This window comes from Accumulibacter sp. (assembly GCF_029255285.1).
GTDB lineage: Bacteria > Pseudomonadota > Gammaproteobacteria > Burkholderiales > Rhodocyclaceae > Accumulibacter.
Window position 1 is genome coordinate 38,628 of the sequence record NZ_JAPUVI010000110.1, and the last position, 13,675, is coordinate 52,302.

General features: G+C 65.7%; 10 protein-coding genes. 3 read left to right on the forward strand and 7 right to left on the reverse strand.

Annotated elements, in window-relative coordinates:
- Positions 1 to 67: 67 nt before the first annotated feature.
- The 4 genes from purE to Q1M07_RS17885 are packed head-to-tail and all read right to left on the reverse strand — an operon-like array spanning position 68 to position 4,031.
- Positions 68 to 565 (reverse strand): 5-(carboxyamino)imidazole ribonucleotide mutase, encoded by a 498-nt coding sequence (purE, locus tag Q1M07_RS17870; RefSeq protein WP_300456263.1) that lies wholly within the window; start codon positions 563 to 565, stop codon positions 68 to 70.
- Positions 562 to 1,416, reverse strand: coding sequence for a bifunctional methylenetetrahydrofolate dehydrogenase/methenyltetrahydrofolate cyclohydrolase FolD (gene folD / locus Q1M07_RS17875; protein ID WP_300456266.1), 855 nt, complete (start codon positions 1,414 to 1,416; stop codon positions 562 to 564). The genes purE and folD overlap by 4 nt, the downstream gene beginning before the upstream one ends.
- Before the next feature lie 51 nt (positions 1,417 to 1,467).
- Complete coding sequence (locus Q1M07_RS17880) at positions 1,468 to 2,103, reverse strand: indolepyruvate oxidoreductase subunit beta (protein WP_300456269.1); 636 nt, start codon at positions 2,101 to 2,103, stop codon at positions 1,468 to 1,470.
- 23 nt (positions 2,104 to 2,126) lie between these two features.
- A complete protein-coding gene (locus tag Q1M07_RS17885) occupies positions 2,127 to 4,031 on the reverse strand; it encodes a thiamine pyrophosphate-dependent enzyme (RefSeq protein ID WP_300456272.1) in 1,905 nt (634 codons plus the stop codon).
- A gap of 310 nt (positions 4,032 to 4,341) precedes the next feature.
- Between Q1M07_RS17885 and aceE the strand changes: the two genes are divergently transcribed.
- From aceE to lpdA, 3 genes are read left to right on the forward strand one after another with little or no spacing between them, the layout of a single operon-like run.
- Entirely contained in the window at positions 4,342 to 7,035 is a 2,694-nt protein-coding gene (gene aceE, locus Q1M07_RS17890; RefSeq protein ID WP_300456275.1) for a pyruvate dehydrogenase (acetyl-transferring), homodimeric type, read from the forward strand.
- A 12-nt stretch (positions 7,036 to 7,047) separates the two neighbouring features.
- Entirely contained in the window at positions 7,048 to 8,352 is a 1,305-nt protein-coding gene (gene aceF, locus Q1M07_RS17895; RefSeq protein WP_300456278.1) for a dihydrolipoyllysine-residue acetyltransferase, read from the forward strand.
- A gap of 13 nt (positions 8,353 to 8,365) precedes the next feature.
- A complete protein-coding gene (gene lpdA / locus Q1M07_RS17900; protein ID WP_300456281.1) occupies positions 8,366 to 10,105 on the forward strand; it encodes a dihydrolipoyl dehydrogenase in 1,740 nt (579 codons plus the stop codon).
- 251 nt (positions 10,106 to 10,356) lie between these two features.
- Here the strand turns inward: lpdA and Q1M07_RS17905 are convergent, their stop codons facing one another.
- The 3 genes from Q1M07_RS17905 to Q1M07_RS17915 all read right to left on the reverse strand — a co-directional run.
- Positions 10,357 to 11,790, reverse strand: coding sequence for an aldehyde dehydrogenase family protein (locus Q1M07_RS17905; RefSeq protein WP_300456284.1), 1,434 nt, complete (start codon positions 11,788 to 11,790; stop codon positions 10,357 to 10,359).
- Between the two features lie 60 nt (positions 11,791 to 11,850).
- The gene (locus Q1M07_RS17910) at positions 11,851 to 12,648 is read right to left on the reverse strand and encodes an enoyl-CoA hydratase-related protein (protein WP_300456287.1); all 798 of its coding nucleotides are present in this window, start codon (positions 12,646 to 12,648) and stop codon (positions 11,851 to 11,853) included.
- A gap of 153 nt (positions 12,649 to 12,801) precedes the next feature.
- Positions 12,802 to 13,675, reverse strand: an 874-nt coding sequence (locus Q1M07_RS17915) for a LysR substrate-binding domain-containing protein (RefSeq protein WP_300456290.1), incomplete at its 5' end; no start/stop codon positions are given.

Sequence of the window (13,675 nt, forward strand, 5' to 3'; positions counted from 1 at the left end):
GGCAAACTGCCGCAGGTTTCCGGGGGAGGGCGCCGGTGCGAGTGGCGCCACGTAGCGGGAAGGCGGCTCACACTTCCGGGAGTTTCATGGCCATCACCTTGTCGGCCTGCACCTGACGGAAGCGTGTCAGACGCCGCGCGAGTTCGGGATCGCCCGTGGCGAGCATGGCGACGGCAAAGAGGGCGGCGTTGGCGGCGCCGGCCTCGCCGATGGCAAAGGTGGCGACCGGAATCCCTTTCGGCATCTGCACGATCGAAAGTAGCGAATCGTGACCGGAGAGCGCTTTCGACTGTACCGGTACACCGAGTACCGGCACGAGGCTCTTCGCCGCCAGCATGCCAGGCAGATGCGCGGCGCCGCCAGCGCCGGCGATGATCGCCTTGAGGCCCCGTTGAGCGGCCGTTTGCGCGTAGTCGAAAAGCAGGTCCGGCGTGCGATGCGCCGATACGACACGGGTCTCGAACGGCACGCCGAACTCCTTCAGCATTACCGCCGCCGCCTGCATCGTCGGCCAGTCGGAATCGGACCCCATCAGGATGCCGATCAGCGGCTCACCGGTCGTCATCGGGTGGCCTCCCTTTCGGCCGCTTCGAGTGTGTTGGCGAGCAACATGGTGATCGTCATCGGCCCCACGCCGCCCGGAACGGGAGTGATCGCCGCGGCCACTTCGCTGACCGCGGCATAGTCGACGTCGCCACACAGCTTACCGTCCGGCAGGCGGTTGATGCCGACGTCGATGACCACGGCTCCCGGCCGGACCATCTCGGCGGTGACGAAGCGCGCCTTGCCGAGTGCGGCGACCAGCACGTCGGCACGGCGAGTGTGCGAAGCGAGGTCGCGCGTCTGCGAATGGCAGACGGTGACCGTCGCGCTGGCCTGCATCAGCAGCATGGCCATCGGCTTGCCGACGATGTTCGAACGTCCGAGGACGACGGCCTCCTTGCCCTTCAGGTCGATGCCGGCTTCGTCGAGGAGTTTCATGATGCCGTAAGGCGTGCACGGAATGAAGCGCGGATGGCCCTGCATCAGCGCGCCGACGTTCTCGGCATGAAAGCCGTCGACGTCCTTGGCGGGGGAGATCGCTTCGAGCACCGCGTCGGAGTCGAAGTGCCGGGGCAGCGGCAATTGCACGAGGATGCCGTGGATCGTCGGATCGGCGTTGAGTTCGGCGATTCTCGCCAGCACCACCTGTGGCGCGACATCCGGCGGGTAAGCGATCTTCTCGGAGTGGAAGCCAGCCTGCGCGCAGGCATTCACCTTGTTGCGCACGTAGACCTGCGAAGCGGCGTCCTCACCGACGAGGATCACCGCCAGACCGGGGCGCTTGCCACGTGCGGCGAGCGCTTCGGCGCGCCTGCCGAAGTCGGCGCGCAGCTTTTGCGCCAGCCGGTTGCCGTCGAGGATTTGTGCCGTCATCTTGCTGTCTCGTACCAGTGGCCAGGAAGGGGAGGGCAATTTTAGCGCAAGTCAGGCGGTCCCCGCTTCTGCTTTCTCCGCCGCGTCGGCCGCGGCCCGCCCGGCGGCGAAAGCGCGCCGGTTGAGTTCGACGATCTCCGCTTTCTTGCTCGCGAAGCGTGCCAGGATGCAGCGTTCGAGAACCTCGGCGGGGAAGGGCAGGTGGTCGGCGATGGCGCCCAGCATGACCGTGTTGCCGAGCCGGATGTCGCCGAGTTGGCGGGCGATGGCTGACGCGTCGAAAGGGACGACGTGCGTGCCGACGGCGTGCATCTCGGCGACCGGGTCGTCCGGATAGGCGTAGAGGCCGAGTTCGACGACCGGTGGCACGAGGCGCCCAGTGTTCATCAGCACCAGTCCGTCGGGACGCAGCATGTGCCGCCAGCGCATTGCTTCGGCGGCCTCGAAACCGAGCAACACGTCGGCCGAGCCGGGGCTGATCTGCGGCGAGAGCACTTTCGCGCCGAAGCGCAGGTGCGACGAGACCACGCCGCCGCGTTGCGCCATCCCGGCGACCTCGGTCTTCTTGACGTCGTGGCCGAGCGCGATCGCTGCTTCCGCCAGGATCTCGGTGGCGGTCATCACCCCTTGACCGCCAGTGCCGACGACGAGAATGTTGGTGGTGTCGAACTTGCTTGTTTCGGACATGGAATCGCAACCTCTCCCGTTTCCTAAGGGGTCTGCGAAAGCTCAGCGCTTTTGCGAATGATCTTGATCGGCATTGCCAGCGTGTCGACATGGACGATCGCGTCGGGCGCGCAAGGCTTCAGGCACAGGCCGCAGCCCGTACAGGCGGCGCTCTCGATGCGCACGAAAGCGAGGTCGACTTCACGGCCGCTCGGCTTCTTCACGCGGTCGCGGCGCGTCACGTGAATTGCCGGGCAGCCGACGTCGATGCAGTTGCCGCAACCGGTGCATTTATCCTCGACGACGGTATAGGGTTTGAGCGCGTGATAGTCCTTGATCAGCACACACGGCTGGCTGGTGATGATCACCGACGGCTCGGGGATCTTCGTTTCCTCGCGCAGCGTACGCAGCAGGATCGGCAGTTCATACGCGTTGACCAGGTGTACACGTTCTTCACGCACGCCGAGCGCCTTGACCAGCCTGACGAAATCGACGCGCGGCGCCTCCTGGCCGTGAATGTCGCGACCGCTGCCCGGGTTGTCCTGGCCGCCGGTCATGCCGACCGCCCGATTATCGAGCAGCAGGACGGTGACGTTGCCGCGGTTGTAGACGATGTCGAGCAGGCCCTGCATGCCCATGTGCAGGAAGGTCGAATCGCCGATCACGGCGACGATCTTCTTGTCCTTCTCGGTCTCGCTTCTCCCCTTGTCCAGACCGAGCGCCATGCCCATCGAGGCGCCCATCGAAATGACCGCGTCGAGCGCGTTCCACGGCTGGCCGAAGCCGAGCGTGTAGCAGCCGATGTCGCCCGAGATGGTGACGTTGCGCAATTGGGACAGCGTGTAATAGACGCCCAGATGAGGACAGGCGACGCACATCGTCGGCGGGCGTGGGAAAACGGCCAGCGGCGCCCGGGTCGCCTCCTGCGCGACCGTTTCGCCGAGCAGGCGGGCAACCGCCGGTTTGAGCACCTGGGGCGACAACTCGCCGGAACGCGGCAGAATGTCCTTGCCGCTGAGCGTCACTCCCTGCGCCTTCAGCTCGGTTTCGATCAGCGGCTCGACCTCTTCGACGACCACCAGGCGGTCGCACTCGGCGGCGAAGCGGCGCAAGCTGTCGAAGGGCAGCGGGAAGGAGAAGCCGAGCTTGAACACCGGGGCGTCGGGGAAACTTTCGCGGACGTGCATGTAGGCCGGGCCCGAGGTCACGAAGCCGACCCGGCGATCGATTCCATCTTCCGCGACGTTGAGTTCCGATACCTCGGCCGCGTCGCGTAGCCGGCGTTCACGATCGAACATCAACGGCAGGCGACGGCCCACGGCGCGCGGCTCCATCACCCAACGGTCGACATTCTTGGCGAAACCGGCTACCGGGCGCTCTTGGCGCTGGCCGACCTGCACCAGCCCCTTGACGTGACAGATGCGCGTCGTCAGACGCAGGATGACGGGCGTCTCGAAGCGTTCCGAGAGTTCGAAGGCGGCCAGCGTGAAGTCGTGAGCTTCCTGCGAATCGGCCGGCTCGAGCATCGGTACATGCGCGAAACGTGGCCAGAAGCGGGAATCCTGCTCGTTTTGCGAGGACGACAGGCCGACGTCGTCGGCGATGGCAATCACCAGGCCGCCGGCCACGCCGGTCAGCGTCATGGTCATCAGCGCGTCGGAGGCGACATTCATGCCGACGTGCTTCATCGCACAAAAGCTCCGCGAGCCGGCCATGGCGGCGCCGAAAGCGACTTCGAGCGAAACCTTTTCGTTGACCGACCATTCAGCATAGAGGTCCGGATACTTGGCCACGCATTCGAGCATCTCGGTGGCCGGCGTTCCGGGATAAGCAGCGGCGACCCTTGCGCCGGCTTCCCAGACGGCGCGCGCCACCGCCTCGTTGCCTGACATCAGAAGCCGGCCAGTGACCGCCTGGCCGGCGATCGGGATCACAGCTTGTGCCGTCATCGGTTCTCCTCAAGAAAAAATTTCGGCAAAGGTTCAGACCTTAGCGGCTGATCGGCGCTCTCGGCTTGATCCAGGTCAACTTCCCCGGCCGCTTGCTGTCAATACCATGGCGCCTAGTGACTCGACACGCTGCGCTGCGGGACGATTATTGCACGATACAGAATAGTATTTTACAATACGGGATACGTTCAATTGTTGCGCTGCGGTACCGCGTTGCCAGGCAACGTATTACGCTCTCGGTTGCCGTCGATCCCGGCAAGCCGCGAAGCCTCATCCATTTCACGATTCTGCAGCCCAGGAGACCCTAATCATGGCAGCTTTGCCCGAAAACGCGCTGTCGGCCGGCATCGGCGATGCGGACCCGCAAGAAACCCAGGAATGGCAGGACGCCCTTGGCGGCGTGATCGAAAAGGAAGGCGCCGAGCGCGCGCATTTCCTGATCGAGTGCCTGATCGCGCAAGCGCGGCAGGAGGGCATCGACATTCCGTACAGCGCCGCCACCGAGTACGTCAATACCATTCCGGTCGAACAGCAGCCGAAATACCCCGGCAACGCCGACCTCGAAATCCGGATTCACAACTACATTCGCTGGAACGCCATGGCGATGGTCGTGCGCGCCAACAGGAACAGCAACGTCGGCGGCCATATCGCGTCATTCGCTTCGGCGGCCGCGCTCTACGACGTCGGCTTCTCGTGGTTCTGGCACGCGCCTTCGGAACAGCACGGCGGGGATCTGATCTTTTTCCAGGGTCACTCGGTGCCCGGCGTCTACGCGCGCGCCCACCTGCTCGGGCGGCTGACCGACGAACAGATGGACTGCTTCCGGCAGGAGGTCGACGGGCGAGGCGTTTCGTCGTATCCACACCCCTGGTTGATGCCCGATTTCTGGCAGTTCCCGACCGTTTCGATGGGTCTCGGCCCGATTCAGGCGATCTATCAGGCGCGTTTCATGAGGTATCTCGACAGCCGCGGCTTCATCACCGCCGGTGACCGCAAGGTGTGGGCCTTTCTCGGCGACGGCGAGACCGACGAAGTCGAGTCGCTGGGTGCCATCGGCATGGCGGCCCGCGAACGGCTCGACAACCTGATTTTCGTCATCAACTGCAACCTGCAGCGTCTCGACGGTCCGGTGCGCGGTAATGGCAAGATCATCCAGGAACTCGAAGGAACTTTTCGCGGCGCGGGATGGAACGTCATCAAGCTGGTCTGGGGAACCCAATGGGATACGCTTTTCCTGCGCGACAAGAAGGGCATCCTGAAGCAGCGGATGATGGAGGCCGTGGACGGCGAGTATCAGACCTTCAAGGCCAAGGATGGCGCCTACGTTCGCGAGCACTTCTTCAACACCCCGGAACTCAAGGAACTCGTCGCCGACTGGACGGACGACCAGGTCTGGTTGCTCAACCGTGGCGGGCACGACATTTTCAAGATCTTCAGCGCGTACAAGAGTGCCGTCGAGCACAAGGGGCAACCGACGCTGATTCTGGCCAAGACGATCAAGGGCTACGGCATGGGCCAGGCCGGCGAGGGCATGAACATCTCGCACCAGCAGAAGAAGCTGGATTACGAGGCGATCAAGCGCTTCCGCGACCGCTTCAATCTGCCGGTACGCGACGATCAGATCGAGGAGCTGCCTTATCTCAAGTTCGCCGAAGGCTCGGCCGAACTGACCTACATGCGGCAGCGGCGCATGGATCTGGGAGGCTACCTGCCGAAACGTCGGCGCACTGCCGCGCCGCTCGAAGTCCCGGATTTATCGGCCTTCGACGCGTTGCTCAAGGCGTCGGGCGAGGGACGGGAGGTGTCCACGACGATGGCCATCGTCCGCTTTCTCAACATCCTGCTCAAGGACAAGAAGGTCGGCCGCCACGTCGTTCCCATCGTGCCCGACGAATCGCGCACTTTCGGCATGGAGGGCTTGTTCAGGCAGATCGGCATCTGGAACCAGGAAGGCCAGAAGTACGTTCCTGAAGATCACGACCAGTTGATGTTCTACAAGGAGTCGAAGGACGGCCAGGTGCTGCAGGAGGGAATCAACGAGGCCGGCGCGATGAGCGACTGGATCGCTGCCGCTACGTCGTACTCGGTGCACGGCGTGCAGATGATCCCGTTCTACATCTGCTACTCGATGTTCGGGCTGCAGCGCACGATGGATCTCTGCTGGGCGGCTGGCGACCAGCGCGCGCGAGGCTTCCTGATCGGCGGCACGGCCGGACGGACGACCCTGAACGGCGAAGGTCTGCAGCACGAGGACGGTCATTCGCAGGTGCTGTCGGCACTGATCCCCAACTGCATCAGCTACGACCCGACCTTCTCCTTCGAGATCGCGGTGATCATGTGCGAAGGCCTGCGCCGGATGCACCAGGAGCAGGAGGATGTCTTCTACTACATCACGGTGATGAACGAGAACTACGAGCATCCGGAGATGCCGGCGGGTGCCGAGTCCGACATCCTGCGGGGCATGTATCTGCTGCGCCGCGGCCATTCGTCGGACAGCAATCCACCGGCCCCGCGCGTGCAACTGCTCGGTTCGGGGACGATCTTCCGTGAAGTGATTGCCGCCGCCGATCTGCTCAAGAGCGACTGGGGTGTCGACGCCGACTTGTGGGGCTGCCCGAGCTTCACCGAACTGGCGCGCGACGGTAACGACGTGCAGCGCTGGAACCTGCTCAATCCGACGGCCAAGCCGAGACTGTCGCACGTCGAAAGGTGTCTTGCCGATACACGCGGGCCGATCGTCGCCGCGACCGACTACGTGCGCCTGTTCGCCGACCAGATTCGTCCTTTCCTGAACCGGCGTTACGTCACGCTGGGCACCGACGGTTTCGGCCGTTCGGATACGCGCGAGAAGTTGCGCCACTTCTTCGAGGTCGATCGTCGCTGGGTCACGATCGCCGCGCTGAAGGCCCTGGCTGACGACGGAACGATAGAGCGGAGCAAGGTCGCCGAAGCGATCGCCCGCTACGGCATCGACGTGAACAAACCCAACCCGGCGACGGTTTAAGGGAGCCTCCTGATGAGTCAATTGATCGAAGTAACAGTCCCGGACATCGGCGACTATCACGACGTGCCGGTGATCGACATCTGTGTCAAGGAAGGCGACACGGTGAAGCTGGACGATGCGCTGGTCACCCTCGAATCCGACAAGGCGACGATGGATGTACCGTCTTCGGCCGCTGGCGTCATCCGGGAGCTCAAGGTCCGGCTTGGCGACAAGGTTTCGCAGGGCACGGTGGTGGTGCTGATCGAAGCGGCCGATGCCGCGGCGGCTGCGGCAAGCGTGCCGGCCAGCACGGCGGCGGTGCCAACGCCGCCAGCGGTCAGCACGCCGGTGCCGGCGGCGTTGCCGGCCGCGCCGTCGCCGGTCGATTCCCCGGCCGCGGTTCCACCCGTTCCAGGTCTCGCGCCCGGTGCCAGAACGCATGCCAGTCCGTCGGTGCGCCTGCTGGCGCGCGAACTCGGCGTCGACCTGAACAAGGTCACGGCCAGTGGCCCGAAAGGTCGCATTCTCAAAGAAGACGTCAGCGCCTACGTGAAGGGTGTACTGACCGCCGGCCCGGCGGCCGTCGCCCCGTCGCTCGGCGGCGGACTCGACCTGCTGCCCTGGCCGAAGGTCGACTTCACCAAGTTCGGTGCCGTCGAAGTCAAGCCGCTGGCGCGCATCAAAAAGATCTCGGCGCAGAACCTGGCCCGCAACTGGGTGATGGTGCCGGCGGTCACCTACCACGAAGACGCCGATATTACCGATCTCGAGGCGTTTCGCGTGGCGACCAACCGGGAGAACGAAAAGTCCGGACTGAAGATCACCATGCTGGCCTTCCTGATCAAGGCGTGCACCGTCGCGCTGAAGAAGTTCCCCGAATTCAACAGCTCGCTTGACGGCGACAACCTGGTACTCAAGCAGTACTACCATGTCGCTTTCGCCGCCGACACGCCGAGCGGTCTGGTCGTTCCGGTGATCAAGAATGCCGACCAGAAGTCGGTCAGCCAGCTCGCGGCGGAAAGTGGCGATCTGGCCAGAAAGGCACGTGACGGCAAGCTTTCGCCGGCCGAGATGTCGGGTGCCTGCTTCACCATCTCGAGCGTCGGCGGCATCGGCGGCACGCATTTCTCGCCGATCGTCAATGCGCCCGAAGTGGCCATCCTCGGCGTCAGCAAGTCGGTCATGAAACCGGTGTGGAACGGCAAGGAGTTCGCGCCGCGACTGATCCTGCCGCTGTCGCTGTCGGCCGACCATCGCGTCATCGACGGCGCTCTGGCCACCCGTTTCAACGTCCATGTCGCGCAACTGCTCGCCGACATGCGGCGCGTGCTGCTTTGATCGGGAGACAGACATGAGCCAGATCATTGAAGCCAAAGTGCCCGACATCGGCGATTACCACGACGTGCCGGTGATCGACGTCTGCGTCAAGACCGGCGACACCGTCAGGGTCGACGATCCGCTGGTCACTCTCGAATCCGACAAGGCGACGATGGACATCCCGAGCAGTGTCGCCGGTGTCGTCAAGGAGGTGAAGGTCGCTCTCGGCGACAAGGTGTCCGAAGGGTCGGTCGTCGTCCTCATCGAAACGGGCGGTGGCGAGGCCGCCGCCGCACCCCCGGTTACCGCCTCGGCGCCGGCAGCCAGCGCCGTTGCGGCACCGCAAGCCGCGGCGCCGATCAGCGGCAAGGCCGACATCGAATGCGAAATGTTGGTCCTCGGTGCCGGCCCGGGAGGCTACTCGGCGGCTTTCCGCAGTGCCGACCTCGGCCTGCAGACGGTCCTCGTTGAGCGCTACCCGACGCTTGGCGGTGTCTGCCTCAACGTCGGTTGTATTCCGTCGAAAGCCCTGCTGCACATCGCCGGCGTCATGGAAGAAGCGCAGCACATGGGCGACTGCGGCGTCAGCTTCGCCGCCCCGAGCATCGACCTCGACAAACTGCGTGCCCATAAGGACAAGGTCGTCGGCCGGCTCACCGGCGGTCTCGCCGGCATGGCCAAGGGGCGCAAGGTCGAAGTCGTGCAGGGCGTCGGCCAGTTCGTCGACCCGCATCACCTCGAAGTCGCACTCGCCGAAGGCGGTAGCAAGCTGATTCGCTTCCAGAAAGCGATCATCGCCGCCGGTTCGCAGCCGATCGCGCTGCCCTTCATGCCCGACGACCCGCGCGTCGTCGACTCGACCGGCGCTCTCGAGCTGCGCCAGATTCCGGGACGCATGCTGGTGGTCGGTGGCGGCATCATCGGTCTGGAGATGGCCAGCGTCTACTCGGCACTCGGCTCGCGCATCACGGTCGTCGAACTCGGGGGCGTCCTGATGCCGGGTGCTGACCGTGATCTGGTCAAGGTATGGGAGAAGAAGAACGCCCATCGCTTCGACCGTATCCTGCTCAATACCGGCGTCGTTGCCGCCGCCGCCACTCCCGCCGGCATCGAAGTCAGCTACAGCAACGACGAGAAGGAAACCTTCGACCTCGTGCTGGTCGCCGTCGGTCGCTCACCGAACGGCAAGAAGCTGGCGGCCGAGAAAGCTGGCGTTGCGGTCGACGAGCGTGGCTTCATTCCCGTCGACCGCCAGTTGCGGACCAACGTCCCGCACATCCACGCCATCGGCGACATCGTCGGGCAGCCGATGCTGGCTCACAAGGGGGTACACGAGGCGCATGTCGCTGCCGAAGCGGCGAACGGCGGCAAGCGTTGCTTCGACGCCCTGCAGATCCCGTCGGTCGCCTACACCGACCCCGAAATCGCCTGGGCCGGCAAGACCGAAGAGCAATGCCGGGTCGAGGGAATCACCTACGGCAAGAGCGTCTTCCCCTGGGCGGCGTCGGGACGGGCTCTGGCCAACGGTCGTGAAGAGGGCTTCACCAAACTGATCTTCGACGAGGCGACGCACCGCATCATCGGCGGCAGCATCGTCGGCACCGACGCCGGCGACCTGATCGGGGAAGTTTGCCTGGCGATCGAAATGGGTTGCGACGCCACCGACATCGGTCACACCATCCACCCGCACCCGACGCTCGGCGAGTCGGTTGGGATGGCGGCGGAGGTCTATGAGGGAGTGTGCACGGACCTGCCCGCGGTGAAGAAGAGGTAGGCCGGCAAGGGCCCAGCGCCCGCTGACGCCGCCGCCTACGAGGTTGGGCGGCGTCAGACCTTTGGCGGCGGGAAACGCTACGTCCGGGTGCGCGCGACGTCGGTGGCCGGCTCGGAAACGACAGCCGATGTGGCGGGCGGCCTCCGATCGTGCGGCCCGGGCAAGCGCCGCGAGGCGTATCGAGGGACGGAAGTGGTGAAGGGCATCATTCTTGAGGCGGGCCGTCCCGCTCTGGAGTTCGACGGGCGCTTTCAGTCGCCGCGCAACTGCACCGACTTGTATTCAAGAAACTCTTCCAGTCCGTACTCGCCCATCTCGCGCCCGATTCCCGATTGACGGAAGCCGCCGAACGGGGCGCGGACGTTGAAGCTGCCACCGTTGATGTCGACCTGGCCGGTGCGCAGGCGTCTGGCGAGGCGCATTGCGCGCCCTTCGTCGGTCGACCAGACAGCGCCCGAAAGGCCGTAGATCGAATCGTTGGCGATGGCGACGGCAGCCTCCTCGTCGCCATCCGGGTAGGTCAGGATGGCCAGCACCGGTCCGAAGATCTCTTCCTGCGCGACGCAGCTTTGTGGCGGCACGCGACCGAGTACCGTCGGTTGTACGTAATAGCCGCGGCTCAGTCCGGCCGGCATGGCCGGGCCGCCGCAGAGCAATTCGGCGCCTTCCGCGACGCCGCGCACGATGTAGTCGCGCACGCGATCGCGCTGCGCGGCCGACGCCAGCGGACCGAGCTTGCTGCCTTCCGCGAACGGATCGCCGACGGTAAAGCTCTGCGCTGCTTCGACGGCCAGCCGTGCCGCTTCGGCGTAGCGCGACTCGGGGACGAGAAGGCGTGTGTGCGCGCTGCAGGTCTGGCCGGAATTGAGGTAGCAGGCGGTGACGACGCCACGGATGGCGCGGGCGAAATCGGCGTCGTCGAGGACGATCGCCGCCGACTTGCCGCCCAGTTCGAGAGCGACGCGCTTCACCGCTTGTCCGGCGAGGGCTGCGATCTGCTTGCCGGCGCGTGTCGAGCCGGTGAAGGAGATGGTGTCGACCTCCGGGTGGCGCACCAGTGCTTCGCCGACCACTGGCCCGTAGCCGGTGACGAGGTTGAACACACCGGGCGGCAGGCCGATTTCGTCGATCACTTCGGCCAGTATGAAAGCGCTGAGCGGCGCGATCTCCGAAGGCTTGAGCACCACCGTGCAGCCGGCGGCAAGCGCCGGAGCGAGCTTGGTGGCGACCTGGTTGAGCGGATAGTTCCACGGCGTGATGCAGGCCGCAACGCCGGCCGCCTCGCGTATCACCAGCGAATTGCCGACCCGTTGTTCGAAAACGAACTCGCGGGCCATCTGACCGTAGATTCCGAAGTGCGTGATCGGCAGTCCGGCCTGGATACGGGTCGACAGCTTGAGCGGCATGCCGACTTCCGCACTGATCGCGCGGGCGATCTCGTCGGCGCGTGCCGCGAGGCCGTCGCGAATTCGCTCCAGCGCCGCGCCGCGCTCGCTTGGCGGTGTCGCCGCCCAGGGCTCGAAAGCGGCGCGGGCGGCGCGTACCGCGGCATCGGCATCGGCCTCGTTGCCTTGCGGAATGCGGGCGATGACCTCTTCGCTGGCGGCACCGAGAACGTCTATCGTTCCCTCGCCCTGCGGCGTGACCCAGCGGCCACCGATGTACAGCTTGTCAGTTTGCAGCATCTCGTCTCCTTGGTTGTGTCGTTGCGCTGGGCGGCAGAATACCACGCCACCGGGCGACCTTCAGCGGCCGCTCCAGAGCGCTTGCCGCTTGCCGAGGAAAGCCGCAGTGCCGATGCGGAAGTCGTCGCTCGCGGCGACCAGTCCGAAGGCGTCGGCGCCGAGTTGGGCCGCTTCCTCGAGCGACAGGTTGAGCCCGCGATGCATCGCTTCCCAGGTCAGGCGGACGGCGATCGGCGATTGCGCGAGGATGTCGGCGACGATGGCCTGCGCTTCGTCGAGCAGCCGGTCGGGGTCGACGACGCTCTGTACCAGGCCGATTTGCCGCCCTTCATCGGCGTCGACGGCACGACCGCGCAGCAGCATCTCGGCCGCCCGGCCGCGGCCGACCAGGCGCGGCAAGCGGGTGGTGCCGCCGAAGCCGGCCACGGCGCCGATCTTCACCTCCGGATGGCCGAGCTGCGCTGTGCGCACCGCAACACGGAGCAGGCACGATTCGGCCAGTTCGAGACCGCCGCCGAGCGCCACGCCGTTGATCGCCGCGATCACCGGCTTGCCGAGCGTTTCGATGCGGTGATTGACCTCGACGGCGAGGCGGGCGAAGTCGCGTACGGCGAGCGGCGAAGCGGCGTTCAGGTAGCCGATGTCGGCGCCGGCGCAGAAGGCTCGCCGCCCGCTGCCGGTGACGATGACGGCGCGCACCGTAGGGTCGTCGCGCAACTCTTCGAATAGTGCGGCGAGGCGCTGCAAGATGGCGAGGTTGAGCGCGTTGAGCGCCTGCGGGCGGTTCAGCGTCAGCACGACGACGCCGGCGGTTTGCTGCTGGATGACGAGCGTGGAATCGAGGGTCGCATCAGACATGGCGGTTCTCCTGGTTGATTGGCGAGAACCAAGCCTAGGGGAAACGGTCGCGACCGGGGATGAAACACTTGCTCGCCGGCGATGAAAGTTCTTCATCCTCGGCGTGGGCGCCGATGCTTGCGGCGGCGAGCCACCGGGTGGCCGGCCGCGGCTTCAGCCGCTGTCGCGCAACCAGTCGACGAGCGCGGCGACCTCCGGGCGCGGCGTGGCGCCGGCGGCGGTGACGATGTAGTAGGCGCGCTCCGATTCCTGCTCGACATCGAACAGCCTGACCAAAGTGCCGGCGGCGAGTTGGCGTTCGACCAGGGCGCTGAGCACCAGGGCAACGCCTTGCGAGTACTCGGCGGCGTCGATGAGCAGCGAGACTTCGCTGAACGAGGGGCCGGTCTGGGGTTCCGGCCAATCGAGGCCGGCGGCGGCGAACCAGGGCTTCCACTTCGCAACGGCTTGGCGCAGCAAGGTGGCCCGTGCCAGGTCGGCCGGCGTTCGTAGCCACGGGTGGGCGATCAGATAGGCCGGGCTGCAGACCGGAAACAGGCGAACACGCAGCAGCTCGATCGCCGCCAGCCCTTCCCAGTTGCCGAGCCCGAAACGCAGGCCGACGTCGACCTCGCCGCAACGGAAGTCGAGAAAGCGCGACGTGACGTTGATCTCGAGGCTGATCTCGGGATGCCGGCGCTGGAAGCCGGCCAGGCGCTGGACCAGCCAGTTCGAAGCCAGCGCTGGCGGCAGGCTGAGGCGTATCGCCCGCGCCGGCGGCGCGCCGACGGCGGCCAGGCCGCCGCGCAGCGCGTCGAGCGCCTGGCCGACGTGGACAAGAAACTCTCTGCCTTGGGCTGTCAGGGAGATCACATGGCCGAGGCGGACGAAGAGGGGAACGCCGAGCAGCCATTCGAGCTGGGTGATGCGGTGACTGACGGCGCTCGGCGTGATCGACAGCGCGTCGGCGGCCTTCGCGAAGCTGCCGTGGCGGGCCACCGCCTCGAAAGCTTCGAGACCGTTGAGCGGTGGCAGGCGCGGCGTTGTC

Excerpts from the sequence above, each read along its gene's own strand:
- purE (WP_300456263.1), bottom strand. The coding sequence starts at position 565 with ATGACGACCGGTGAGCCGCTGATCGGCATCCTGATGGGGTCCGATTCC.
- folD (WP_300456266.1), bottom strand. The coding sequence starts at position 1,416 with ATGACGGCACAAATCCTCGACGGCAACCGGCTGGCGCAAAAGCTGCGC.
- Q1M07_RS17880 (WP_300456269.1), bottom strand. The coding sequence starts at position 2,103 with ATGTCCGAAACAAGCAAGTTCGACACCACCAACATTCTCGTCGTCGGC.
- Q1M07_RS17885 (WP_300456272.1), bottom strand. The coding sequence starts at position 4,031 with ATGACGGCACAAGCTGTGATCCCGATCGCCGGCCAGGCGGTCACTGGC.
- aceE (WP_300456275.1), top strand. The coding sequence starts at position 4,342 with ATGGCAGCTTTGCCCGAAAACGCGCTGTCGGCCGGCATCGGCGATGCG.
- aceF (WP_300456278.1), top strand. The coding sequence starts at position 7,048 with ATGAGTCAATTGATCGAAGTAACAGTCCCGGACATCGGCGACTATCAC.
- lpdA (WP_300456281.1), top strand. The coding sequence starts at position 8,366 with ATGAGCCAGATCATTGAAGCCAAAGTGCCCGACATCGGCGATTACCAC.
- Q1M07_RS17905 (WP_300456284.1), bottom strand. The coding sequence starts at position 11,790 with ATGCTGCAAACTGACAAGCTGTACATCGGTGGCCGCTGGGTCACGCCG.
- Q1M07_RS17910 (WP_300456287.1), bottom strand. The coding sequence starts at position 12,648 with ATGTCTGATGCGACCCTCGATTCCACGCTCGTCATCCAGCAGCAAACC.